The 23,940-nt window shown below is 62.3% G+C and carries 22 protein-coding genes; 11 read left to right on the forward strand and 11 right to left on the reverse strand.

What is annotated here, in order from left to right:
• Positions 1-159 precede the first annotated feature (159 nt).
• Positions 160-1,470, reverse strand: coding sequence for an urea ABC transporter substrate-binding protein (gene urtA / locus NKJ00_RS25105; RefSeq protein ID WP_128303581.1), 1,311 nt, complete (start codon positions 1,468-1,470; stop codon positions 160-162).
• A gap of 307 nt (positions 1,471-1,777) precedes the next feature.
• Between urtA and NKJ00_RS25110 the strand changes: the two genes are divergently transcribed.
• The gene (locus NKJ00_RS25110) at positions 1,778-2,191 is read left to right on the forward strand and encodes a hypothetical protein (protein ID WP_352553018.1); all 414 of its coding nucleotides are present in this window, start codon (positions 1,778-1,780) and stop codon (positions 2,189-2,191) included.
• A 64-nt stretch (positions 2,192-2,255) separates the two neighbouring features.
• Here the strand turns inward: NKJ00_RS25110 and NKJ00_RS25115 are convergent, their stop codons facing one another.
• The 3 genes from NKJ00_RS25115 to NKJ00_RS25125 all read right to left on the reverse strand — a co-directional run bounded on the left by NKJ00_RS25115 (position 2,256) and on the right by NKJ00_RS25125 (position 4,884).
• A complete protein-coding gene (locus NKJ00_RS25115; RefSeq protein ID WP_352631646.1) occupies positions 2,256-3,827 on the reverse strand; it encodes a GMC family oxidoreductase in 1,572 nt (523 codons plus the stop codon).
• Positions 3,828-3,873: 46 nt separating this feature from the next.
• A complete protein-coding gene (locus NKJ00_RS25120; RefSeq protein ID WP_352631648.1) occupies positions 3,874-4,404 on the reverse strand; it encodes a gluconate 2-dehydrogenase subunit 3 family protein in 531 nt (176 codons plus the stop codon).
• Between the two features lie 84 nt (positions 4,405-4,488).
• Entirely contained in the window at positions 4,489-4,884 is a 396-nt protein-coding gene (locus NKJ00_RS25125) for a VOC family protein (RefSeq protein WP_023813014.1), read from the reverse strand.
• 226 nt (positions 4,885-5,110) lie between these two features.
• Here NKJ00_RS25125 and NKJ00_RS25130 point away from each other — a divergent pair, with 226 nt between their 5' ends.
• Positions 5,111-5,416, forward strand: coding sequence for a ribbon-helix-helix domain-containing protein (locus NKJ00_RS25130; protein WP_023813015.1), 306 nt, complete (start codon positions 5,111-5,113; stop codon positions 5,414-5,416).
• Positions 5,417-5,426: 10 nt separating this feature from the next.
• On the opposite strand, the gene NKJ00_RS25135 is transcribed toward NKJ00_RS25130, so the two are convergent.
• Positions 5,427-5,864, reverse strand: a complete 438-nt coding sequence (locus NKJ00_RS25135) for a VOC family protein (protein WP_352631650.1) — start codon at positions 5,862-5,864, stop codon at positions 5,427-5,429.
• 581 nt (positions 5,865-6,445) lie between these two features.
• Between NKJ00_RS25135 and NKJ00_RS25140 the strand changes: the two genes are divergently transcribed.
• From NKJ00_RS25140 to NKJ00_RS25150, 3 genes are read left to right on the forward strand one after another with little or no spacing between them, the layout of a single operon-like run.
• A complete protein-coding gene (locus tag NKJ00_RS25140) occupies positions 6,446-7,072 on the forward strand; it encodes a gluconate 2-dehydrogenase subunit 3 family protein (RefSeq protein WP_352553010.1) in 627 nt (208 codons plus the stop codon).
• Positions 7,073-7,074: 2 nt separating this feature from the next.
• On the forward strand, positions 7,075-8,817 hold the full coding sequence (locus tag NKJ00_RS25145) for a GMC family oxidoreductase (protein ID WP_352631652.1): 1,743 nt from the start codon (positions 7,075-7,077) through the stop codon (positions 8,815-8,817).
• A complete protein-coding gene (locus tag NKJ00_RS25150) occupies positions 8,814-10,031 on the forward strand; it encodes a cytochrome c (protein ID WP_352612814.1) in 1,218 nt (405 codons plus the stop codon). The genes NKJ00_RS25145 and NKJ00_RS25150 overlap by 4 nt, the downstream gene beginning before the upstream one ends.
• A 9-nt stretch (positions 10,032-10,040) precedes the next feature.
• Here the strand turns inward: NKJ00_RS25150 and NKJ00_RS25155 are convergent, their stop codons facing one another.
• Positions 10,041-10,748, reverse strand: coding sequence for a purine-nucleoside phosphorylase (locus tag NKJ00_RS25155; RefSeq protein ID WP_352612813.1), 708 nt, complete (start codon positions 10,746-10,748; stop codon positions 10,041-10,043).
• 86 nt (positions 10,749-10,834) lie between these two features.
• Positions 10,835-13,408, reverse strand: coding sequence for a cell cycle histidine kinase CckA (cckA, locus tag NKJ00_RS25160; protein WP_023813021.1), 2,574 nt, complete (start codon positions 13,406-13,408; stop codon positions 10,835-10,837).
• 223 nt (positions 13,409-13,631) lie between these two features.
• Between cckA and NKJ00_RS25165 the strand changes: the two genes are divergently transcribed.
• Entirely contained in the window at positions 13,632-14,372 is a 741-nt protein-coding gene (locus NKJ00_RS25165) for a hypothetical protein (protein WP_352440300.1), read from the forward strand.
• Positions 14,373-14,587: 215 nt separating this feature from the next.
• On the opposite strand, the gene dksA is transcribed toward NKJ00_RS25165, so the two are convergent.
• Positions 14,588-15,004, reverse strand: a complete 417-nt coding sequence (dksA, locus tag NKJ00_RS25170; protein WP_013531862.1) for an RNA polymerase-binding protein DksA — start codon at positions 15,002-15,004, stop codon at positions 14,588-14,590.
• A gap of 331 nt (positions 15,005-15,335) precedes the next feature.
• On the opposite strand from dksA, the gene NKJ00_RS25175 reads away from it, so the two are divergent.
• The 4 genes from NKJ00_RS25175 (at position 15,336) to NKJ00_RS25190 (ending at position 19,159) form a co-directional block, all read left to right on the forward strand.
• Positions 15,336-15,839 carry a SixA phosphatase family protein gene (locus tag NKJ00_RS25175; protein ID WP_352631654.1) on the forward strand — a complete coding sequence of 168 codons (504 nt, stop codon included), beginning with the start codon at positions 15,336-15,338 and terminating at the stop codon, positions 15,837-15,839.
• A gap of 63 nt (positions 15,840-15,902) precedes the next feature.
• Positions 15,903-17,381: a YcjX family GTP-binding protein gene (locus tag NKJ00_RS25180; protein ID WP_352631656.1), complete on the forward strand. Its 1,479-nt coding sequence runs from the start codon at positions 15,903-15,905 to the stop codon at positions 17,379-17,381.
• Positions 17,378-18,469: a YcjF family protein gene (locus tag NKJ00_RS25185; RefSeq protein ID WP_023813026.1), complete on the forward strand. Its 1,092-nt coding sequence runs from the start codon at positions 17,378-17,380 to the stop codon at positions 18,467-18,469. The genes NKJ00_RS25180 and NKJ00_RS25185 overlap by 4 nt, the downstream gene beginning before the upstream one ends.
• A gap of 135 nt (positions 18,470-18,604) precedes the next feature.
• Positions 18,605-19,159, forward strand: a complete 555-nt coding sequence (locus tag NKJ00_RS25190; RefSeq protein ID WP_127295926.1) for a hypothetical protein — start codon at positions 18,605-18,607, stop codon at positions 19,157-19,159.
• 66 nt (positions 19,160-19,225) lie between these two features.
• On the opposite strand, the gene NKJ00_RS25195 is transcribed toward NKJ00_RS25190, so the two are convergent.
• From NKJ00_RS25195 to NKJ00_RS25205, 3 genes are all read right to left on the reverse strand, one after another.
• Complete coding sequence (locus tag NKJ00_RS25195; RefSeq protein ID WP_027036746.1) at positions 19,226-19,492, reverse strand: hypothetical protein; 267 nt, start codon at positions 19,490-19,492, stop codon at positions 19,226-19,228.
• Between the two features lie 182 nt (positions 19,493-19,674).
• Entirely contained in the window at positions 19,675-20,883 is a 1,209-nt protein-coding gene (locus tag NKJ00_RS25200; protein WP_352440296.1) for an MFS transporter, read from the reverse strand.
• A gap of 60 nt (positions 20,884-20,943) precedes the next feature.
• Entirely contained in the window at positions 20,944-21,933 is a 990-nt protein-coding gene (locus NKJ00_RS25205) for an AraC family transcriptional regulator (protein ID WP_023813030.1), read from the reverse strand.
• Between the two features lie 160 nt (positions 21,934-22,093).
• Here NKJ00_RS25205 and NKJ00_RS25210 point away from each other — a divergent pair, with 160 nt between their 5' ends.
• Positions 22,094-23,929, forward strand: a complete 1,836-nt coding sequence (locus NKJ00_RS25210; protein ID WP_352612809.1) for a monovalent cation:proton antiporter-2 (CPA2) family protein — start codon at positions 22,094-22,096, stop codon at positions 23,927-23,929.
• Positions 23,930-23,940 lie beyond the last annotated feature (11 nt).

Consider the following 23,940-nt stretch of genomic DNA (forward strand, 5'->3'; position numbering starts at 1 on the left):
AACCCCCCGCGCGCCCCCACTCCCAAAAACCCCTAAAACAATCTCTAAAAACCGTCTGATTTGTTTTTTTCTACCCCCCTCTTTTTTTTGGGGGGCGCGGGGGGGGTTTTTGCCGGGGGGGGCACGCGCGCGGTCTGACTAGGTCAGCCCTGGGAGGGATCAGTTCGTGCCCTTGCCGCCGCACTTGCCGGTGGCAACGTTGAAGTTGCCGCAGGACAGAGGCGCGCGCCAATCGGAGATCAGGTCCTTGGAATCAGGCAGATAGTCGGACCATTCGTCGCCCATCACCAGGCCCGGCGTGCGCGACACGGTTTCGAACTGGCCGTCGGCCTGGATTTCGCCGATCAGCACCGGCTTGGTGATGTGGTGGTTCGGCATCATCGTCGAATAGCCGCCGGTCAGGTTCGGCACCGACACGCCGATCATGGCGTCGATGACCTTGTCCGGATCGGTGGTGCCGGCCTTCTCGACCGCCTTCACCCACATGTTGAAGCCGATATAATGGGCCTCCATCGGGTCGTTGGTGGTGCGCTTGTCGTTCTTGATGAACTTGTGCCAGTCGGCGATGAACTTCTTGTTCTCGGGCGTATCGATGCTCTCGAAATAGTTCCAGGCAGCGAGATGGCCGACCAGCGGCGCGGTGTCGAGACCTGCAAGCTCTTCCTCGCCGACCGAGAAGGCCATGACCGGAATATCCTCGGCCTTGACGCCCTGGTTGCCGAGTTCCTTGTAGAACGGCACGTTGGCGTCGCCGTTGACGGTCGAGACGACGGCGGTCTTCTTGCCGGCCGAACCGAACTTCTTGATCGCCGAAACCTCGGTCTGCCAGTCGGAGAAGCCGAACGGCGTGTAATTGACCATGATGTCTTCCGCAGCCACGCCCTTGGCCTTCAGATAGGCTTCGAGGATCTTGTTGGTGGTGCGCGGATAGACGTAGTCGGTGCCTTCCAGCACCCAGCGCTTCACCGAACCGCCATCCTCGCTCATCAGATAGTCGACGGCCGGAATGGCCTGCTGGTTTGGCGCCGCACCGGTGTAGAACACGTTGCGCTCACTTTCCTCGCCCTCATACTGGACGGGGTAGAACAGGATGTTGTCGAGTTCCGAGAACACCGGCAGCACCGATTTGCGCGACACCGAGGTCCAGCAGCCGAACACCGCCGCGACCTTGTCCTTGGAGATCAGCTCGCGCGCCTTTTCGGCAAACAGCGGCCAGTTGGAAGCCGGATCGACAACGACCGCCTCGAGCTTCTTGCCGAGCAGGCCGCCCTTGGCGTTCTGCTCGTCGATGAGCATCAGCATGGCGTCCTTCAGCGTCGTCTCCGAAATCGCCATGGTCCCCGACAGCGAATGGAGAATGCCGACCTTGATCGTGTCGTCGGCGGCCTTCGCCGGAGCGGACATCAACAGGCCGGCGGCGACCACGCTCGCCGAAAACATTTTTGTTATTGTCGAGAAATTACCCCTCATATTACGGACTCCCAAGCTGGTTGATTGCACCGCAACACTACAAAGCAACCCCCATGCCAACCGCTCTGGCAATCCCGAAAGGGCACAAATAAATAGGGATATCAGCACCTTGGAATATAGAGCTTACAAAACAAAGAGAGGTGGCCAGAAATCGATTGAGGGAAATTTGCGCAGCTTGCGCTGCTGCTGCCTATTTTTCGATCATTTGCCCAATCTGCCTAGATTTTGATCTCACCAGTGCCTCAGGCGACCGATGTTGCGGCGCGGTGCAAAAATAGGCAAGCTCGCTCTTCAAGCGAGCGACGTCATGGTTTCAGGTATTTCACGTATTTTCATCGGCATAGTACTTCTGACGGCAGCAACCGGGGCAGCGCGAGCCGATTTCAGCGACGGCAAGATGCCTGACGGCGCCTATCATTGCGAAGTGTACCTGCTTGGCATGTTCCTCAGCCTCGGCGACATCACCATCAAGGGGAACGTCTACAGCGGCCCCGTCTACACCAGCCTCGGCGTCTTCGGCACCGCGCGGCAGGGCTATAACTATCAAATGGACGCAAACGGCGTGATCTCGTGGCTGGGGCCGCTGGGCGGATATACCGCCGGCGGCAATTCACTGTCGCTGACCCAGGCGACGCTGGACGGTGAAACCGCGCCTTCCTTCGACATCATCATGAAGCAGCCCGACGGCGCCTTCACCGCCTCGACCTGCACCAAGCAATGAGGCGGCAAGAAAAAGGCGCGGAACCTTGCGGGTTCCGCGCCAGCAGTCTGTCGGGAGGATGTGACTAGATCGTCTTTGCCGACATTTGCGCGGCGATGTAGTCGGCTTGGCGGATCGCGAGCGACACGATCGTCAGGGTCGGGTTTTCGGCGGCCCCGGTGGTGAACTGGCTGCCGTCCGACACGAACAGGTTCTTGATGTCGTGCGCTTGGCCGTGCTTGTTGACGACGCCGTCTTCCGCTTTCTCGCTCATCCGGTTGGTGCCGAGATTGTGGGTCGACGGATAGGGCGGCGTCGGGAAGGTGCGGGTGGCGCCGACCGCATCGTAAAGTGCCGTAGCCTGCTTGTAGGCGTGGTTGCGCATCGCGGTGTCGTTCGGATGGTCGTCGAAATGCACGTCGGCGATCGGCATGCCGTGCGCGTCCTTTTCGTCGGTATGCAGCGTGATGCGGTTCTCCGCACGCGGCATATCCTCACCGACGATCCACAGGCCGGCCATGTGGTCGTAGTGATCGAGTGCGGTGGTGAACGAGCGCCCCCAGGCACCCGGATCAAGGAACGCCGCCAAGAACGGCAGGCCGAGCGACAGCGTCTCGAACTCGTAGCCACCCACGAACCCACGAGACGGATCGTGCCGCGCCTCGTCGCGGATGATGCCGGCCATGGTCGTGCCGCGATACATGTGCACCGGTCTGTCGAAGATGGCATAGACCGAGCCGGTGGTGTGACGCATGTAGTTCTTGCCGACCTGACCCGACGAGTTGGCAAGCCCATCGGGGAATTTTCCCGACGCCGAATTGAGCAGCAGCCGCGGGCTCTCGATCGAATTGCCGGCAACCGCGACGATGCGCGCCTTCTGCTCCTGCAGCTTGCCGTCCTTGTCGGCGTAGACGACGCCGGTCACCTTTCCGCTAGCGTCGTGGTTGATCTTGATCGCCATGGCGTTCGGCCTGACTTCGAGATGGCCTGTCGCCTCGCCCTTGGGGATCTCGGTGTAGAGCGTCGACCATTTGGCGCCCCATTTGCAGCCCTGGAAGCAGAAGCCGGTCTGCTGGCAAGACATGCGGTCGTCACGATCGACCGAATTGATCGCCATGTTGCCGGTGTGGCATTCCTTATAGCCGAGCTTGTCGGCGCCGGCCTTCAGCACCTTGAAATTGTTGTTGCCCGGCAGCCGCGGCCAGTCATTGGTGCCGGTGACGCCCATCTTGGCTTCAGCCTTGGCATAGTAGGGCTCCAGCTCGGCCAGCGTGATCGGCCAATCGAGCAGGTTGGCGCCTTCCAATTTGCCGTAGGTCGACAGCGTCTTGAACTCATGCTCCTGGATGCGCAGCGAAGCTCCGGCCCAATGCGTGGTCGAACCGCCGACCGACTTGACGATCCAGGCCGGCAGGTTGGGAAAGTCTTTGGCCACACGCCAGTCACCCGACGTGGTGCGCTTGTCCGTCCAGGCGAGCTGGCTGAACGAACCCCACTCGTCATTGATGAAGTCTTCGTATTCGTGGCGCGCGCCGGCTTCCAGGATGACGACGTCGACACCCTTCTGGGCGAGTTCGTTGCCGAGCGTGCCGCCGCCGGCACCCGAGCCGATGATGACGACCACGCCGTCGTTGTTCAGATCAAATGAAGCTGCCATGGTTTCCTCCCATGATTTCTGTTTGCGGGTTCAGGAACGACGGGGCTCAGAGCCACTCGATGTCGTCGAAACCGCGCGCGATGTAGCCGCCCTTGGAATAGGACTCGCCCTCGTAACCGAAGATCGGCCACACCTCTTTCTGGTTGTAGAGGCTGACGACGAGGCCGCCTCTGATGGCCTGGAAGAATGGCGTCACCTCGATTTGCTTCAGCACGGCGATCCGCTGCTCCTCCCAGCCAAGGCCGCGATAGCCGCCGCCACCGGACTTCTTGTCGAGGTCGGCGATGCCGTCCTCGAGCATCGACTTGTAGGCGGCGTCCTTGCCGGCCTGCTCGTCATGACCTTTCACGGCAATGGCGTAATATTTGTCCGGAACCTGATCGTGCGGATAGATGTCACGCGCCATCTGGATCAGCGTCGCCATGGTTTCGGGCTTGAGTGCCGATGTCTCGAGCCCCCAGGCATGTTCGGGGCTGATGACGGCGCTGCCGGAGATGACGAGCAGCGCACCGATGCCGCCGCGTCTGAGAAGCTCTCGACGGGAAAGCCCAGGCTTCGCGTCATAGATCGTGACCATTTTATTCCTCCCTGCTTGCTATGTGCGCTCTGCTCAGAACGCCGTTGCTGGCGCGCCGCCCCTCAGAGGCGGCTGCGATGTCTCCTATTGGAAGCGACCTGTGCGTTGCAGAACCTCGATCTTGTAGCCGTCGGGGTCCTCGATGAAGAAAAAGCGGGCGATCAGCGATCCGTCGCGGTTGAACTCGACGATCTTCTTCGGATTGAGGCCAAGCGCACCGAGACGGTCATGTTCGCTGTCGAGATCGGCGACCGAGACAGCGAGGTGACCGTAGCCGTCGCCGAGCCCGTAAGGCTCTTGCCGATCCTTGTTCACGGTCAGTTCGAGTTCGAACCCCGACTCGGCGTTGCTGAGGTAAATGAGCGTGAATGTCTCGAAGTCCAGCCTGTCGGCGACATCGAGCCCGAATGCATTTCTGTAGAAATCGACCGATCGGGCCTCTTCGAGAACCCGGATCATGCTGTGGATCGCCTTGGCCAAATCAGTCTCCGCTCTGGTGTGGAGACGATTATGCGCGGCACGGACAAAAGGTGGTGGCAGCCGGTTACCACGCCCGAAGCCGTGAACCGTCCTCCATCGCCAACAAGGACAAAAGTTCGATTGCCGTGGCGGCGATTTTGCCCGAGAATGCATGTGGGGACAGGTCAAGCAGTATCAAACTGCACGCCCGTCCACCCAAGACCAACAATTATGGGAGGTTTGTCGGATGTGCAGGGTGTTTGCGGGCCAGGATCCCGAAGGCTATCGCCAGATCAACCGCTCGATTCGCATCGACGGCCACTCGACCAGCATCCAGCTTGAAGGAACATTCTGGGCGTTGCTCGACGAGATCGCCGAAAACCAGAACCTGACGACGCCGAAATTCATCTCCAAGCTCTATGACGAAGCCATAGAGATCAACGGCGCCATCCCGAACTTTGCGTCGATGCTGCGCACCACCTGCGCGCTCTATTTGCGCGGCCATCGGCCGGGAATGGATGAGCAGATGGTGCCGAAGCGGGAGGCCGCTTAGCGTATTGCGCTCAGCTGAGTTCTTGGGCGAGCCCGATGAGAAGCCCTCCAGGCCCTCGAATGTAGCAGAGCCGATACACGTCTTTATACTGGACGACTTCGCCTTCGAGCCGCGCACCGCGATTGCGGAGCCTTTCGAGCGTCCCGTCAATGTCGTCCACAGTGAACATGACGCGGAGGTAGCCCAGGGCGTTTACCGGGGCGTTGCGGTGATCGGCGACGACAGGCGGCGTGAGGAAACGGGACAGTTCGAGCCGGCTGTGGCCGTCCGGCGTCCGCATCATGGCAATCTCGACGCGCTGATCGCCCAGTCCCGTGACACGTCCGGCCCATTCTCCTTCGATCGTAGCCCGCCCTTCGAGCTCAAGGCCGAGCTCGCCAAAGAAACCAATCGTCTCTTCAAGGTCATCGACGACGATTCCTATGTTGTCCATCCGTTTGAGCGCCATGGTGTTCAGTCTACAAGGTGTCGTCCAGGTCGTAAACTCATTAGCCTGCTTGCCAGCTGAGCAAGTATGATCAAGGGGTCTTGAGAGCCTGGTGATGCGTCGCGGTAGGGCCTGGCATTGACCGCGACCTCGAACGCCACCCGGTCAGTGGCTGGTTCCTGATTCATGCCTGATGGCACGACGCTGTTTCTATCGGTCCAGCATCCGGGCAGGTAGGCCGGATGCTTCGCGGGATCGTGGCCCGACTTTCGGGCAGCCATCCGGCTTCAACAACACACCCAGACCCGATCGGCAGTCGACCGAACCCTCGCTAACGATTTTGTGATGTGGTTGACGAAGTCATTTTCATCTCGCAGTCTATCGGCATTCGATCTGCGGATTAACCCAACTATCGTTGTCATGATTACTTGGGCGTCACTTCCCGGGCGCGTTCTCTTATTTTCGAGATACCTAATATGAACCATCGCAATCCTGTTCGAATGAATCGGCGTCTTTTCCTGTCCTCGGTCGCAATATTTACGGCAACCGCGACATCGGCCGGTTTTGCGCGATCGTTCTCGGGCACTTTGCCCTGGACGCCAATGGCATCCGATCCACCCACGCAGGTCGTGGCCGGCGGCTGGCACTTTTTCTCAGCCCAGGAAGCAGCCCTTGTCGAGGCGATCGTCGACCGCATCATTCCGGCCGACGAGCTCAGCATGGGCGGCAAGGAAGCCGGTTGCGCCGTCTATATCGACAGGCAGTTGATGGGGGCGTTCGGAGCGTCGAGCCGGCTTTACACGCAAGGCCCGTTTCTGCCTGGACTGCCCACCCAGGGCTATCAGGGCGAGGCCAATCCGGCGCAGCGCTACCGCACCGGGCTTGCCGCCATCGACGCCTTCCTCAAACAGCGGGACGGCAAGACATTCGTCGAGCTCGCATCGGCCGAACAGGATGCCTTCCTGACGGCAATGGAGGCCGGGAAAGTCGACCTGCCCAATGGCGTCAAGGGTCCCGGTTTCTTCGGGCTTCTGCTGCAGAACACCATGGAAGGGTTCTTTGCCGACCCCGTCTATGGCGGCAACAAGGACATGGTCTCGTGGCGCATGCTTGGTTTTCCAGGTGCCCGCTACGACTACCGCGACCATGTCAGCAAACACAATCAGCCATATCCGCAGCCGCCTGTCTCGATCATCGGGCGTCCCGAATGGCTCGGCAAAGGCGCCTGATCATGACCAAGATACTGCCTCGCAAAGATGTCGTGATCGTCGGCCTCGGCTGGACGGGATCCATTCTGGCCCACGAATTGACCGATCAGGGCCTGGACGTGGTGGCCATAGAGCGCGGCCCCTGGCGCGACACGGCAACCGATTTCAACATCGGCTATGCGCAGGACGAGTTGCGCTACAGCATCCGGCGCGACCTCTTCCTGCAGCCGACCGTGGAAACCATGACGGTGCGCAATGACCCGTCGCAGAAGGCGCTGCCGATGCGCGATTTCGGCTCCTTTCTCCCCGGCAACGGCGTCGGCGGCGCCGGCGTCCACTGGAACGGCCACACCTGGCGGTTCTGGGATTCGGACTTTCAGATAAAGACCAATCTGACGAAGAAATACGGTGCATCGAGAATCGCCGATCTCCAGGTCGAGGACTGGGGCGTGACCGGCGCGGAGATGGAGACCTATTACGACCAGTTCGAGTATCTGGCAGGCATCTCGGGCAAGGCCGGCAATATCAAGGGGCAGTTGCAGGAAGGCGGCAATCCGTTCGAGGATCCAAGGTCGCGGGATTATCCGAACCCGCCGATGCAGATGACCTACGCGCCAACCCTGTTCGCCGAGGTCGGCCGGTCGATCGGCCTGCATCCCTTCCCGACCCCATCCGCCAACATGTCGCGGGCCTATGTCAACCCGCTCGGCATCGCCATGGGTCAATGCACCTATTGCGGGTTCTGCGAACGCTTCGGCTGTGCCAACTATTCGAAGTCAAGCGCCCAGACCACCGTCCTTCCCGTGCTGATGAAGAAGTCGAATTTCGAGGTTCGCACCGACAGCGAGGTGCTGCATGTCGAGCTGGCCCCCGGAGGCAAGTCGGCGCGCGGCGTCACCTATGTCGATACGTCAGGCGAGGAATATTTCCAGCCGGCCGATCTGGTGCTGCTGTGCGCTTACGGCCTGCACAATGCCCGGCTGATGATGCTGTCCGGCATCGGCAAGATCTACGACCCCGGCAGTGGCGAAGGAACGGTTGGGCGCAATTACTGCTACCAGACAAATGCCGGCGTGCAGGTGTTCTTCGACGACAAGAACTTCAACCCGTTCATCGCCGCCGGCGCGCTCGGTCAGACGATCGACGACGGCGCGCTGGACTTCGTCGGCGGCGCGGGCATCAACTGCATTCCCACCAACGGGCGCCCGATCGGAACCAGGCCGACCTTGCCCGGCACGCCGAAATGGGGCAGAGCCTGGAAGAAGGCAACGGTCGAGGGTTACAGGAGCACGCTTGGCTACTCGTCCCAGGGAAGCAGTTACGCGACGCGCAACAACTACCTCGACCTCGACCCGACCTACAAGGACCGTTTCGGTCGTCCGCTGATGCGCATGACGTTTGATTTTCCCGACAATGACATCCGCATGTCGAACTATGTCTGCGACCGGATGGAGGAAATCGCCAAGGCGCTCGGCGGCAAGCAGTACGCCGTCGGCCGCCGCAAGAAGGGCTGGGACAGCGTCCCCTACCAGAGCACCCACAATACGGGCGGCGCCATCATGGGAACGGACCCGAAGAAGAGCGCGGTCAACACCTTCCTCCAAAGCTGGGACGTCCCCAATGTCTTCGTCATCGGCGCGTCGGCCTTCCCGCAGAATGCCGGCAAGAACCCGACAGGAACCGTCGGCGCGCTCGCCTTCCGTGCCGCCGATGCCATCCGCAATCAATATCTGCGCAATCCCGGTGCACCCCTGGTGCAGGCATGAACAAGCTCGTTTTCACGCTCGCCATCGGCGCCGCGGCCCTCAACGCGGGCCCGGCACGGAGTGCCGACCAGGCGGACCAGATCATACGTGGACAGTATCAGGCCGTGCTCGGCGACTGCGCAGGCTGTCATACGCAGGCCGGGGGCAAACCGCTGGCTGGCGGACTGCCGCTCGAAACGCCGTTCGGCATGCTTGTCCCGCCCAACATAACCCCCGACGGCGAAACGGGCATCGGCAATTGGTCGGAAGCCGATTTCCGCAGCATGATGAAGTCAGGCATCGGCCACAATGGCGTGCGGCTCTACCCCGCAATGCCCTACCCCGCCTATACCAGGATGAACGATCGGGACATTTCCGACCTGTGGGCCTATCTGACGACGGTTGAACCGGTATCGAACAAGGTCGAGGCCAATCAGCTGCCCTTCCCGTTGAACATCCGGCTGGCGATGCTGGGCTGGAATGTCCTCAACTTTACCGAGGCAAGCTTTCAGCCGGATTCCTCCAAGTCGGCGGAGTGGAATCGCGGCGCCTATATCGTCCAGGGTGCTGGACATTGCGGCACCTGCCACTCGCCCAAATCTTTCCTTGGCGCCGACAAGGACAGCGAGTTCCTGCAAGGTGCCTCCCTGCAAGGCTGGTTTGCCCCCGACATCACCAACAATGCGCAATCGGGCCTTGGGAAATGGTCTCAGGAGGATCTGGTCCAATACCTCAAGACCGGCGTCAACGCGCATTCGATTGCATCAGGTCCGATGGCGGAGGCCATCGAGAACTCCACGTCGAAAATGACCGATCCCGATCTCAAGGCGGTTGCAGTCTACCTCAAGAGCCTGGGCTCGGATGTCGACAGCGTCCAACCGGCAAAGCCTGACGCGACACGGATGGCAACGGGCGAGGCAATCTATCGCGACAATTGCTCGGCTTGCCATGGTGGAGATGGTGCCGGGTCAGGCGTGCTTTTCCCTTCCCTTGCCGGCAATTCGATCGTCGCGCAGGGCAGTTCCGAAACATTGGCCCGGCTCGTCCTTGCCGGCAGCCAGGCCGTGCACACGGCTGATGCACCGACTACGCCCGCCATGCCCTCCCTGGCCTGGCGCCTGAAAGACCAGGAGGTCGCCGACGTCCTGACCTATGTGCGCGCCAGCTGGGGCAACGCCGCCCCGGCGGTCTCCTCTGACGATGTCGCTGCCGTACGCAAGGGGCTGACCCGGTAGACCCGTACTCTAGCTCTCTGCTGCGACAGCGAGCGCCAGACGGCTCATGTCTGCGAACAATTCCTGGCGCTCGGAATAGTCGGTCTGTTCGCCGGTCTCGATGTTGTCGACCACGACACACATCGACAGCGCACGCGCTCCGAAATGCTCCGATATGCGATAGAGCGCGCTGGTTTCCATGTCCACGGCCAGGGCTCCTTCCGACCGCGCAACGGCAAAACGGGCGCGCCCTTCCGGGTGATAGAAGATGTCGCTGCACACCGTCAGGCCGACATGATGGTCGATGCCGAATTCTACCGCCTTGGCCAGTGACGATGCGAGAAGCGCCGGGTCGGGGCCAGCGGGTCCATAGAGGCCGAAGACCTGGCCGCTCTGGGCGCTTTCCGCCTGTGCCGATTGTGAGATGACAAGGCTGCGCAGTTTCGCCTTTGCGGTCAGGCTGCCGCAGGTGCCGGTGCGGATCAAGGTCCGGGCGCCATAATGGTCCAGCAGTTCATGCGCATAGATCAGAAATGATGAAACGCCGATGCCCGTCGCCTGAATGCTGATGGACTTGCCACGAAACAGCCCGGTGAAGCCAAGCGTGCCGCGGCGGCGATTGATGCAGCGCGGCGCTTCCAGGAACGTTCGCGCCATCCACTCGGCACGCTGCGGATCACCCGGCAACAACACCGTGTCGGCGTAGTCGTCCTTGTCCGCTTCGTTGTGCGGCGTCACAAGTTGCTCCCCTAAGCCTTCCTGCCGTTTCACCCGCAATCATGGCGTTGTCACGGCGTTGTGCAAGGAGGAACATGGGAAAGGCTCTAAGACTCCAGCACGTCCTTGACGATCGTCGCCAGTTGCTTGAGCGAAAACGGCTTGGGCAGAAAGCCGAAATGCGCATCTGCCGGGAGGTTTCTGGCGAATGCGTCCTCGGCGTAGCCGGACACGAAGACGAACTTGATGTCCGGCTGGCGCTTGCGCAATTCACCAAGCAGTGTCGGTCCGTCCATTTCCGGCATGACCACGTCGGAAACGACGATATCGACCTTGCCGCCCAGCGCCTCGAACACTTCCAGCGCCTCGACGCCCGACGATGCCTCGTGCACGGTGTATCCACGCGAGGTCAGCGCCCGCATGCCGCCCATGCGCACGGCATCCTCGTCCTCGACGAGCAGCACCGTGGCCGAGCCCGACAGATCCTTGGCCGGATCGGCGACCTTTGCCGGCGCCGCCGGCGCATCGCCGGGCTCGCCTGCTTTTTTCGCTTCGGCGATGTGACGCGGCAGGAAAATGCGGAAAGTCGAGCCTTTGCCGACTTCGGAATCGCAGAAGATGAAGCCGCCGGTCTGCTTGATGATGCCGTAGACCATCGACAGACCAAGGCCGGTGCCCTTGCCGACTTCCTTGGTGGTGAAGAAGGGTTCGAAAATCTTCTTCAGCACGTCGGGCGCGATGCCGCTGCCGGTGTCCTCGACTTCGACCACGACATAGTCCGCCGGGGCGAGTTCGCGGTAGGAAAAGGCCTTGCACTCCTCGGCGGTGACATTGCGGGTGCGCACGGTGAGATCGCCGCCCGCCGGCATTGCGTCGCGCGCGTTGACCGCAAGGTTGACCACCACCTGCTCGAACTGCCCGATATCGACCTTGACCGGCCACAGGTCGCGGCCATGGTCGACCTTCAGCTTGATGTCGTTGCCGACCAGGCGGGCGAGCAGCATCCTGAGATCGGCGAGCACGTCGGTCAGGTTGAGCACTTCCGGTCGCAATGTCTGCTTGCGCGAGAAGGCCAGAAGCTGCCGCACCAGCGAAGCCGCCCGGTTGGCGTTCTGCTTGATGTTCATGATGTCGGGAAAGGACGGGTCCGACGGGCGGTGGTTGGTCAACAAAAGGTCGGACGCCATGATGATGGCAGTCAGCACATTGTTGAAATCATGCGCGATGCCGCCGGCAAGCTGGCCGACCGCCTGCATCTTCTGGCTTTGCGCCATCTGCCCTTCGAGCGCTTTCTGCTCCGTTGTCTCGACGGCGTAGACGATGGCCGACTCCTCGGCGCCCTCGCCGCCGGTGCCGTCGGCGACGGCGTTGACGTAGAAGCGGATGTGCCGTTCGTCGTTGCCGGGCAAAAGCGTGTCGATCGGCTCGATGTCGGCCTGCCGCTGCTGCGCTTTCTCGAAGGCAGCCGCGAAGGCCGGCCGGTCGCGTTCATGGATCACCGTGTCGAGCCGTACGCGACGGTCGACGGCGTCGCGATCGACGACAGACGAAAACAGCGACAGGAACGGCGCATTGGTACGCAGGATGCGCCCATTGTGGTCGACGCCGGCGATCGCCATCGGTGTCGAGTTGAAGAAGCGGGTGAAGCGCACTTCCGAAGCCCGCAAATCGGCAGAGGCATCCTCGCCTTGCGTGCGGTTGAGCACGATCGTGCGTGTCGGCCCGTTCAATCCTTCGCGGCTGGCCGAAACGCGGTGCATGAAGCGCACCGGCAGCGCTTCGCCCGTCGTGGTCGTCAGGTCGAGATCTATCACCGCGTTGCGTGTGGTGCCGGGGTCGGCCTTGACCGAGCGGACCAGCGCCATGCCGTCGCCGGCCACGATCTCCGACAGAGACACGGCGCCGGGCGTGAAGCTGGTGAGGTCGATGCCCAGCCATTCGGCGAGCGTGGCGTTGATATAGGTGACGCGGCCCTCCTGGTCGGCCGAAAAGAAGCCGGCCGGCGCGTGGTCGAGATGATCGATCGCCTTCTGCAGATCGAGGAAGAAGCGCTCCTGCTCGGCCCGCTCCTGCGAGATGTCGGCAAGCTGCCAGGCCAGCATCGGCAGCCGCTGGCCTGGAACGCTGAAGGCGCGGGCGCGTGCCCGGTACCAGCGGGCGCCAGGCTCGGCACCGGGCCGAATGGACTGTGCGAGCCTAAACTCGCCGTCGCCCGGCTGGCCGTCGCGCAGGCCGGATGCCAGGCGATAGATCGTCACCGAGGCTTCGGGGACATCCGAGAGCAATCCCTCGACGGTCTTCAGGTCGGCAGCGGACGATGCTCCGGTCATATCCGCATAGGCGCGATTGGCGTAGACGACGCGGCCCTTGGTGTCGGTGACGAGAAGCCCCTGCGACATCGAATCGACGAAGGATTTCGACAGTTCGTCGCCTGTCGAGCGTGGCGTGACCTGCACGAAGCCGATCGCCGTCGCGAACAGGAAGCCGACGCCGATCATCGCCAGCACGCCGAGCATGCCGAGCAGGAAAGGATCGCCGAGGCGCTCGCGGAAAAGCCCGAAGACGATCGCCGCCCCCGTCAGAACGACGATGAAAATGATAAGCCGGGTGACCGCGCCGGGTCGCGTATTCTGGTCGACGATCGGTACCGGATAGAAATCGCCGCGCGCTTCCTTGGCCATGTGCCCCCTGCTCGTGAATTCCGGTGTTCCGACACCCGCCCCTAGCGGGTTGAATCACATTCTCCTAGTCCGGAAAAGGCCTGGGCGGCAAATGTCGGATAAAAATGATGTCTTCCAGGCTTCGGAGTTTTTCTAGCTGTTCACCAGCGTGAAACGCAACTTGCGGTGGCCCGCTGCAACGGTCTAGTGTCTCTTCACTTCCAAGGGCGATCAGGGGAACCCAATGCAATGGCTCGATAGCGTGGCAGGTCCCGGTTATGCCGCAGCATTGTTGTGGACGTTTGCAGCGCTTGTCCTGCTGGTTATCGTTCTCGTTATCATCAAGCTGGTGCGCAACCTGACATTCGGAACCTTCGTCGCCGGTGGCCGGAACCGCAAGACGCGACTGGCCGTCATGGATGCCACCGCCGTCGACAGCCATCGCCGGCTGGTGCTGATACGCCGTGACGATATCGAGCACCTGCTTCTGATCGGCGGCCCGACCGACGTCGTCGTCGAGCGCGATATCCGACTTTCGGCGCTACGCCGGCCGGCATTGACCGGAGATGGCGGCTTGCAGCCGGTTCCGGCCGCCGCGGCCCCGGCAAGACCGCGTCCGCCGCAACCCGCTCCGCCGCCGGCGAGACAGGCTCCCGCTCCACAGCCGGTGAACACGACGCCACCCGCCCGCCCGCGTACAACAGCGCCGCCGGCACCTGCACCGAAGCCGGCAACGCAAAGCTATCAGCCGACCAATGTCACGCCGTTGCCTGCCTACGGCTCCGCCAACGCCAACACCGCCCGGCACGCGCCGCCCCCACCGCAGCCGGTGCAGGACAGCATCGACGACACGCTGATGAGGGAACTCGAAGTGTCGCTGGATCAGCCCCGTTCGGGCGGCCCGGTGGGCAAGCCGGCGGCGCCGCAGTCGCTCGACGACGAGATGACCAAGCTTCTCGGCGAACTCTCCAGTCAGAAGAGATGAGCAACCGCCGGGTCGCTATCCCCGCGGAAAACATCGTCGCCGGTCTACTGGTCTACTGCCGAACCACCTCGTCCGAAGCGCCAAATATCAAGGGTTTACTGCCTTCGCCCGCCCTGAGCGGTGGATGCCGCACCAATAAAAATGGCCGGAAAACCGGCCATTTCAGAATCGAGTTCGTTCGATGACAGCCGGCCGTGAGCCGCCGGCCTTGACCTTCAGTCGTCGCGATAGACTTTTTCGCGGCGCTCATGCCGCTCCTGCGCTTCGATCGACAATGTCGCGATCGGACGTGCATCGAGCCGCTTCAGCGCGATCGGCTCGCCGGTCTCTTCGCAATAGCCGTAAGTGCCTTCGTCGATGCGCTGCAGGGCGGAATCGATCTTTGCAATGAGCTTGCGCTGACGGTCGCGGGCCCTGAGTTCGATGGCGCGGTCGGTTTCCGAAGAGGCGCGATCGGCCAGATCGGGGTGGTTGGCGTTTTCTTGCTGCAGGATTTCCAGTGTTTCGCGCGCTTCGCGCAATATGTCATTCTTCCAGGTGACGAGCTTTGAGCGGAAGTAGGATTTCTGCCGCTCGTTCATGAACGGCTCGTCTTCGGAGGGTACGTAATCGGCGGTAACGATGTCGTTCATTCGACTCACCCAAACTGCCCCAATTTTGGCGCCTATATATTCGTCGTCCGACGCCTGCACAAGCGCAATCGGCCGCTGTCTCACGCAATTGTTAAAGTACCCGTCACGCGTCTCTGCGGCCGCGTACGGTCGCTTTGGTACAAAATTCGCCGAGACACTTTCGATCCGGTGGCACATGCTTTCCGAGATTGCCGTGACCCCGGGGGCCGATACGCAAGAGACCTTTGCAGCAAGCAGCATTGGGTGATTCGCCGTGTTGAAGAGCACGGGCCATTGTGCGCAACGCCGTTCTCGTGGCTAATCCCGGGACGCTTCGGCATTCGGAGGTTGGGTGAGCAGGCTTTATCTGTTGCGACATGCAAAGGCTGGCTGGGCACTGCCCGGCATGCGGGATTTCGATCGCCCGCTCGATGCCTCCGGCCGCGGCGATGCCGAAATGGTGGGGGCCGCCATGCGCTCCCGCCTCTATGTTCCGGACCGGACGCTCTGCTCCAATGCCAAGCGCGCCAAGGAGACGCTGGAAGGCCTGGCCGGCCAGACCGACACCGGCCGGGTTCTGTTCTTCGACGCGCTCTACAGCGCGGACGCGGCCGGGTACCTCCACCTTATCCGCGACAATGGCGGATCAGGCTCATTGCTGGTCATTGGCCACAACCCGATGATGGAAGACCTCACCATGGCAGTTTCGGGCGACGGCGACGAAACCGCGCGGGCCACGCTGAACCATGGGTTCCCGACCGCGGGCCTGGCGGTCGTCCGCTTCGACGGCGATCTTGCCAGCGCCGCCCAAGGCACCGGCTATCTCGAAGCGTTCCTGACGCCGGCCGATCTCTGAAGCCATTTCAAAGCCTGGTTGCAGAGCCTATATCGGACGGACCGAAGTCCGAGAGAGCAAATTTTGGCATCATCGCTGACCACCTTCACCGACGAAGCGAGGATTGCCCTCGACACGCTGTCGGGCCGCGCCACCGGGCTTTTTTCCCCATCGCTGCGCCTCGGCGTGACGGGATTGTCCCGCGCCGGCAAAACGGTGTTCATATCGGCCCTTGTCCACAATTTGATCCATGGCGGCCGCCTGCCGCTGTTCGAGGCGCAGAAATCTGGGCGCATCGCCCGCGCCTTCCTCGAGCAGCAGCCCGACGACGCGGTGCCGCGTTTCCAGTACGAGGACCACATCGCCGCCCTGGTCAACGACCGCGCCTGGCCCGATTCGACGCGTGCCATTTCGGAACTGCGGCTGACCATCGAATATGAATCGGCTTCCGGCTGGAGCCGCATGTTTTCCTCCGGCAGATTGTCGGTCGATATCGTCGACTATCCCGGCGAATGGCTGCTCGATCTGCCGCTGCTCGGCAAATCCTTTGCCGATTTTTCGCACGAAGCCTTCGAAATGGCCGTTCTGCCGGTGCGCGAGGATCTTTCGCAGAGTTGGCGGGCGCTGTCAGCCGGGGTCGACCCGAACGCCGATGCCGACGAGATGACGGCGCGCCGCCTGGCCGAAAGCTTCGCCGCCTATCTGAAGGCCTGCAAGCTCGACGAGCGGGCGCTTTCGACCTTGCCGCCCGGCCGCTTCCTGATGCCGGGCGATCTCGAAGGCTCGCCGGCACTGACCTTCGCGCCCTTGGCCGGGATCGGCGACAGGCGTCCGCGCCCGGGGTCGCTGCACGCCATGATGGACAGGCGCTATGAGGCCTACAAGACGCATGTCGTCAAACCCTTCTTCCGCGAACACATCACCCGCCTCGATCGCCAGATCGTGCTGATCGACGCCATGCAGGCGCTGAACGCCGGCCCCGGCGCCATGGCCGACCTGGAACGCGCGGTAACCGAGATCCTCAGCTGTTTCCGACCCGGCCGGGGCAGCTTCCTCACCGATCTGTTCTCGCGGCGCATCGACCGCATCCTGGTTGCCGCGACCAAGGCCGACCATCTGCATCACGAAAGCCATGACCGGCTGCAGGCGATCGTGCGGCGGCTTGCCGACCGCGCCGTGGCACGGGCGAATTTCACCGGCGCCGATGTCGATGTGGTCGCCATGGCGGCGGTGCGCGCGACGCGCGAAGGCACCGTCAAGCAAGGCCGAGAGACGTTGCCAGTCATTATCGGCACGCCGATCGCCGGCGAGAAGATCAATGGCGCAACCTTCGATGGAAAGACTGAAACAGCCATATTTCCCGGTGATTTACCGGAGAAAATTGATGCGGTTTTTGATCTTTCGGGAGCCGATCACAAGCAGGATGCCGCGGCCCCTGCAATCCGCTTCGTCCGTTTCCGTCCCCCAAAGCTAGAACGCACGGCCGAAGGTATCACCCTGTCGCTGCCGCATATCAGGCTCGACCGTGCCTTGCAGTTCCTGATCGGAGATCATCTGGCATGACTGCGCCCCGCAAGCCGGCAGCGTTCCGCATCGAGCCGGAAGCCGAACCAAGGCAAGAGGCGCCGCAGGCGCGCCGTGCCCAGGCCGATGCCCAGCGCAAACCCCGCGCGATGAAGGCCGATGTCGCGATGGTCATCCCGGCGGAAGTCGATGTCTTCGACGAGCCTGACATCATTGCCGCGGAGCCGCCGCCGGCGATCGCCCCCAGAAAACGCTCACTGCTCGGCAGCATCTTCTTCGGCGCCTTTGGCGTGCTGGTTTCGCTAGCTGTCGGCCTGTGGACCGACCAGCTCATACGCGACCTCTTCGCGCGCGCCGAATGGCTGGGCTGGCTGGCCGCGGGCATGGCTGCCATCGCCGTGCTGGCGCTTATGGTGATCCTGATTCGCGAGTTCCTGGCGATCGCCCGCCTTGCCGAGGTCGAAAAACTGCAGAAGCGTGCGCTCGACGCGATCGCCCGCGACGATCCCAAGGCTGCACGATCGGTCGTCGACGAATTGTCGGCCTTTGTCGCGGCCAAACCCGAAACCGCGGCCGGCCGGCGCGCGCTGGCCGAACTGCGCGGCGAAATCATCGACGGCGGCAATCTCGTGCGCTTGGCCGAGGCTGAAATTCTCGGACCACTCGATGCCAGGGCGAAGGTGATGATTCTCGAAGCCGCCAAACGCGTTTCGCTGGTGACGGCGGTCAGTCCACGCGCACTGGTCGATGTCGCCTATGTCGTGTTCGAGGCCGGGCGGCTTATTCGCCGCCTGTCAGAACTCTATGGCGGACGGCCGGGAACGCTGGGTTTCTTCCGCCTGGCGCGCAGCGTGCTGGCGCATCTGGCGGTTACCGGCTCGATCGCGATCGGCGACAGTTTCGTCCAGCAGATCGTCGGCCACGGCCTGGCCGCGCGCCTTTCGGCCAAGCTTGGCGAGGGCGTCGTCAACGGCATGATGACGGCACGCATCGGCATTGCCGCGATGGAGACGGCGCGACCCCTGCCCTTCAGCGCCGCCAAGCGTCCCGGACTTGGTGATTTCCTCTCGGCGCTGACATCGTTCGCAACCAGGAAAGATGGTGAAACGACCCCATCCGGCAAGTGAGCCGGGCTGGAGTGTCTGGACCTTCGGAATTGTTACCGGACTGCTTTGCGGCGGCCCCGCGGTGACGAAGCATTAACCAATCTTGTTCATGGTCAGACGGGTTCCAAACAGCATCTTTGTTGCCGGGTGTCGTCGATGAAAAGCGTAATTCTATCCAGTGTCCTGCCCCTGGCAACGGTGATTACGGCAGTCGTCGGCATTGCCGGAGTGGCCTCTGCGGCGGAGCCGGACAAGCAGTTCTTCCAGTCCGCCGAAGGCAAGTGGATCGGTCCCGGCGAAATCGTCGCCGGCAAGTACAAAGGCACGAAGTTCAACTGCAGCTTCACCGGCTCGACGCCCGACGGCAAGGTCGGCATGTCGCTCGACGGCGGCTGTCGGGTCGGCATGTTCACCCAGCCGATGTCGGCCAAGATCGAGCGCAAGGGCCGTGAGGGCTACAAGGGCAGCTTCATGGGTGGCGCGACCGGTTCCGGCCTCGACATCATCGGGGGCAACGTCGTCGATCCCCGCAAGGTGGTCTTCACCATCAACCGCAACCAGCTGCGCGGCGTCATGCAGGCTCGCATCCCTGACGACAATTCGATGACGGTGACTATTGCCGTGCGCGTCGACGACCAGCTGGTGCCGGTGATCGGCATGAGCCTGAAGCGCGTCGACGCGGTCGAAGTCGGCTCCATCGCGCCGAACTGAACAATTCAAAAGAAAAGGCGGCGACCCAACGGGCGCCGCCTCGTTTGATCCAATCGAATCAGGGCGTTAGCCTTTGATCGTGGCCGTCAGTTCGTCATAGGCCTTGCAGGCGTCGGCCAATGTCGTAGCGCCCTGATACTTGGTTGTCACCGCCTGGACCTTGGCCGTCAGATCAGCCGCTTTGGACGGGTCCTTGGTAATCGCTTCCTGAAGTGCTGCAGCCATGTCCTGCGCCTTCTTGGTCGCGATCTCCGCCGTGCACTCAGGCGCCTTCGAGCAAGCCGAACCGGCAAGCACCGCCAGGCCGACGGCAACAAACAAAAACTTCTTCATGTCAGTCATCTCCTCAAAAAGGGCGCGACTTGATCGTCGATCACCCTCCAATGGCCGAAGCCGAGCGTCCTTAGCCTTCGATTGCGGCAAGATGCAACGTGTTCCCGGCCTCAACTTGTGTATCGCGCCTGCAACATCGGCGGCGGCCTGGATTCAGGCTATTTTATCAGCGGCAGCAAAGTTCAGCTGCGCGGCTGCAGCAGCGCCAAGACGGCGGTCGATGCGGCAAGGATAGCAGTCAGAGTCAAAGGCCCAGTCGCGCCATAGGTGTCCACGACATAGCCGCCGACAACCGCGCCGATGGTGATGGCAATTTGGAAAGAGGTGACCATCAGGCTGCCCGCTGCCTCCAGCGCATCAGGCGCCGCGCGCGACATATTGGTCGGCAGCACCACCGGCGCCATGCCAAAGGCGAAACCCCACAGCGTAACGAAGCCGAAGGCAACGCCGATATGCGAGCCCCAAAGCACCAAAGTAAGTGCCGCAACCGCCATCAACGCTGCGGTGACTGCGAGGGCCATGTGGATGTTGGTGTCGGCCATGCGGCCGCCGGCAACATTACCGATCACGGCAGCGATGCCAAACCCGAGCAGAGCCAGGGCAATCGGTCCGGTTGTAAGGAGTGTCACCTGTTCGAGGAAGGGACGCACATAGACCGAGCCGGCAAAATGCCCCGTCATCAGCAAAACAATAGCCAACATGCCGAGTTGGATGCCGCGCCGCCGGGTCAGCCGAAATACATCTGCAAGGCTGTTGCTTGCCGTTGCGGGCAAGGTCGGCAGGCTGAGAAACTGCAGCAGCATGGCAAGCGCGGCCAGCCCCGCCGTCATGGCCATGGCACTGCGCCACCCTATCCAGTCACTGATCAGCGCGCCCATCGACGGTGCGGCAATGGTGGCAAGCGAGACGCCGAGGGTGACGATCGCCATGCCCCGACCTGTCGCATTGGCGCCAACCAGCCTCGCCACGACGGCGACCGAAAGTGCCCAGAAAGCGCTGAGAGCGATGCCCAGTCCGGCCCGGCCCAACAGCAACAGCCAGAAATCGGTCGCCAGCGCCGCCAGGATATTGGAACCGACCGCAAGGGCGCTGAGACCAACCAGCACCGCCTTGCGGTTCAAGCGGCCGATGAGAACATTGCTCAACATGGCCGTCACGGCGCCGACGGAAGCGGTGGCGGTGACGACCTGGCCGGCCGTCCCCTCGCTGATGCCGAGATCGCGTGCCATTGGCGTCAGCAGACCTGCGGGCAGGAATTCGGCAGACACCAGGGCAAAGCTGGTGGCCGCCAATGAAATGACCGCGAACCAAGTGGCTGCGCTCCACGCGGCTGGTGCATCGGCATCAAGGCCAATCGCGGCGTCTTCAAGCTGTAATGTTGTGTCAGTCACGGAAAGATCTCCAAAGTTTGGAGGTCTTAAATAGGCGAGTCCGCTCGGATGATATGTATCTTAGAATCCGAAATTCATATCCATTCGTCCGGGAATTGTGCGACGCACAACGCCAGGCGAGACATTGGTGATGCGCTTGAACGCGCGCGCGAAGGATGCCTCGGAATCATAGCCCAAACGGGTAGCGACTTCGGCAACCGACAAGCCGTTTTGGCCCAGCAATTCGCGGGCAAGCTGCATACGCAGGCGGGCGAGATAGTGTGCGGCACCCTCTCCCAATACCGCACTGAAACGCTCGGCGAAAATCGAACGCGATTGGCCTGCCACGCCGGCCAGGCTTCCCAGCGTCCAGTTGTGGCCGGGGTCGCGGTGCATGGCCGCCAAAGCCCGGCCTATATGGGGGTCACGGATGGCTGCGAGCCAACCGGTGGTCGAGGCTCCGTTGCAATTGACCCAGCAGCGTATGAGCCGGGCCGTTAGCAAGTCGGCCATACGCGACAGAATCGTGGCGCTGCCCATCTGCGGTTGCGAGGCCTCCACCGTCATGGCCGCCAGCAAAGGACCGACGACCGGGTCATTGCCGGCCACGTCGCAACCCTTGATGACAGGCGGCATCAACGTGATCAATGGGTTGAGCGCATAGGAGTCCAAGGCCATGGAGCCGCAGAAAAGGGTGCTCGTCGCGCCCGTTCCTTGCCGTACCACTTCGCAGACGTTGCCCCCCAACTTGATCACCTGGCAACCTTCGAGCGAGTCCCCTGCAACGTCCGGCGCGCTGGCCAGCCGATGGGCGATGCCTTGCGGCAGCAGCACCAGATCGCCATCGCGCAACTCCTGCCAGCCTTGCGATTCAGTATGAATCCAGCACGGGCCCTGGCCGACAAAGTGAAACCGAAGCAGCTGTTGTTGCGGAAAGTCTATGCTCCATGGGTGCCGGAGCTCGCAGCGACCATAGTTGACACCACTCAAGCGAAAGTCTTGTAAAACTTCGCTGAGCGCATCCATCGGGATATGTGGCGTCGAAGACGGCCGGGACGAATAGTCAGGCATATACGTGATATAGATGCCGAACGTCCGGCAGGCAAGCGGGGACCGTTGTTCCACCAGGGGAATCGCTGCAACGGCACCCTACCTTTCCCGGCAGATTTCTCGCCTTGCCTCCCGCTCCAACTGCATGCAAGGAGTGCTGCGAGACACAGGGACAAGAGGCATGGCGGCGGAAGCATCGGGCAGTGATCTGGTTCAGGTGGTGGCGCTGCTTGCTGCCGGCGTCGTCGCCGTCCCCATCTTCAAGCGCATGGGCCTCGGCTCGATTCTCGGCTATCTGGCCGCCGGCGTGGTGATCGGCCCGTTCGGCCTCGGCGTCTTTTCCGAATCGGAAGCCATTCTTCATGTCGCCGAACTCGGCGTTGTGATGTTCTTGTTCATCATCGGGCTGGAAATGCAGCCGTCGCGGCTGTGGGGCCTGCGCCGCGAGATCTTTGGCCTCGGCGCGCTGCAGGTTGGCGTCTGCGCGCTTCTGCTGACAGGTGTCGGCATGGCTGGAGGGTTTCCGATCGCACAATCCTTCGTCGCCGGCGCCGGCTTCGTGCTGACCTCGACGGCGATCGTCATGCAACTCCTCGAGGAACGCGGTGAAATCGCCGCACCGAAAGGCCAGCGCATCGTATCGGTGCTGCTGCTCGAGGATCTTGCCATCGTGCCGCTGCTGGCCCTGATCGCGTTCCTGGCACCCGGTGGAGCCGACACCAGCCTGTCGGAGCGGCTAACCGAGGTCGGCATCGGCCTCGCCGCTATCGTCGGCCTGGTGGTGGCCGGCCGCTATCTGCTCAACCCGTTCTTCCGCATCCTGGCGGATGCCCGTGCCCGCGAGGTGATGACGGCCGCGGCACTTCTGGTCGTCCTTGGGTCAGCCCTCGCCATGCAGCTCAGCGGCCTGTCGATGGCGATGGGTGCCTTCCTGGCCGGCGTGCTTTTGTCCGAATCGACCTTCCGCCACCAACTCGAAGCCGACATCGAACCCTTCCGCGGCATCCTGCTCGGTCTGTTCTTTCTCGCGGTGGGCATGTCGCTCGACCTGCATGTGGTCGCGGCGAACTGGCGGCTGATCGCCCTTTATGTCGTCGCCTACATGGTGATGAAGGCGTTCGGTATCTACATCGTCGCCCGCATCCTGAAATCAGGCCACCGCGAAGCCCTGGAGCGCGCGGTCTTCATGGCACAAGGCGGCGAATTCGCCTTTGTCCTCTACTCGGCGGCCGCGGCGGTCGGCATCATCGACGGCAACGCCAACGCGACGCTGACGGCGATCGTCATCATCTCCATGGTGCTGACGCCGCTGGCGATCATCGCCTTGCGCTATCTGACGCCGCGCGACGAGCAGTCGCTCGACGGCGTCGATGTCGCCGATGGCCTGACCGGCAGCGTGCTGGTCATTGGCTTCGGCCGCTTCGGCCAGATCGCGAGCCAGCCGCTGCTGCTGCGCGGCATCGACGTCTCGATCATCGACAATGATGTCGAAATGATCCAGGCGGCGGCCGATTTCGGCTTCAAGGTCTACTATGGCGACGGCACGCGACTGGACATCCTGCATGCCGCCGGTGCCGGCCGGGCGCGCGCCGTGCTGATCTGCGTCGACAAGGCCGATGTGGGTGTTCGCATCGCCCAGCTGATCAAGGCCGAATTCCCACTGCTCACAGTGCTGGCCCGCGCATTCGACCGTGGAACGGCGCTGCAGCTCATTCGTGCCGGCGTCGATTACCAACTGCGCGAAACCTTCGAATCCGCACTTGTTTTCGGTGGCTCGGCACTGGAATCGCTGGGCGTCGACCCCGAAGACGTGGCTGAAACGATCGAAGACGTCAGGCGCCGCGACACCGATCGCTTCGAAACCCAGCTTGCCGAAGGCATTCGCGCCGGACAGCGCTTCCTGAGAGGCAATATCGGCACGCCGATTCCGACACCGCTCTCCACGCCGCGCCGGCCTGGTCAGGCACTCAATGAAGAAACCGCGGGTGTGCTGCACAAGTCCGAACCCGCCGATTGAGCAAGGAACTA

This window comes from Mesorhizobium sp. M0227 (assembly GCF_040321855.1).
Classification (GTDB): domain Bacteria; phylum Pseudomonadota; class Alphaproteobacteria; order Rhizobiales; family Rhizobiaceae; genus Mesorhizobium.

Bases quoted from the DNA above. Each gene is read 5' to 3' on its own strand.
- cckA (WP_023813021.1), bottom strand. From the start codon at position 13,408: ATGGCCAAGGAAGCGCGCGGCGATTTCTATCCGGTACCGATCGTCGAC.
- dksA (WP_013531862.1), bottom strand. From the start codon at position 15,004: ATGAACGACATCGTTACCGCCGATTACGTACCCTCCGAAGACGAGCCG.
- NKJ00_RS25165 (WP_352440300.1), top strand. From the start codon at position 13,632: ATGCAATGGCTCGATAGCGTGGCAGGTCCCGGTTATGCCGCAGCATTG.
- NKJ00_RS25185 (WP_023813026.1), top strand. From the start codon at position 17,378: ATGACTGCGCCCCGCAAGCCGGCAGCGTTCCGCATCGAGCCGGAAGCC.
- NKJ00_RS25135 (WP_352631650.1), bottom strand. From the start codon at position 5,864: ATGGCGCTCAAACGGATGGACAACATAGGAATCGTCGTCGATGACCTT.
- NKJ00_RS25205 (WP_023813030.1), bottom strand. From the start codon at position 21,933: ATGCCTGACTATTCGTCCCGGCCGTCTTCGACGCCACATATCCCGATG.
- NKJ00_RS25145 (WP_352631652.1), top strand. From the start codon at position 7,075: ATGACCAAGATACTGCCTCGCAAAGATGTCGTGATCGTCGGCCTCGGC.
- NKJ00_RS25190 (WP_127295926.1), top strand. From the start codon at position 18,605: ATGAAAAGCGTAATTCTATCCAGTGTCCTGCCCCTGGCAACGGTGATT.
- NKJ00_RS25140 (WP_352553010.1), top strand. From the start codon at position 6,446: ATGGCATCCGATCCACCCACGCAGGTCGTGGCCGGCGGCTGGCACTTT.
- urtA (WP_128303581.1), bottom strand. From the start codon at position 1,470: ATGAGGGGTAATTTCTCGACAATAACAAAAATGTTTTCGGCGAGCGTG.
- NKJ00_RS25195 (WP_027036746.1), bottom strand. From the start codon at position 19,492: ATGAAGAAGTTTTTGTTTGTTGCCGTCGGCCTGGCGGTGCTTGCCGGT.
- NKJ00_RS25210 (WP_352612809.1), top strand. From the start codon at position 22,094: ATGGCGGCGGAAGCATCGGGCAGTGATCTGGTTCAGGTGGTGGCGCTG.
- NKJ00_RS25120 (WP_352631648.1), bottom strand. From the start codon at position 4,404: ATGGTCACGATCTATGACGCGAAGCCTGGGCTTTCCCGTCGAGAGCTT.
- NKJ00_RS25150 (WP_352612814.1), top strand. From the start codon at position 8,814: ATGAACAAGCTCGTTTTCACGCTCGCCATCGGCGCCGCGGCCCTCAAC.
- NKJ00_RS25115 (WP_352631646.1), bottom strand. From the start codon at position 3,827: ATGGCAGCTTCATTTGATCTGAACAACGACGGCGTGGTCGTCATCATC.
- NKJ00_RS25110 (WP_352553018.1), top strand. From the start codon at position 1,778: ATGGTTTCAGGTATTTCACGTATTTTCATCGGCATAGTACTTCTGACG.
- NKJ00_RS25130 (WP_023813015.1), top strand. From the start codon at position 5,111: ATGTGCAGGGTGTTTGCGGGCCAGGATCCCGAAGGCTATCGCCAGATC.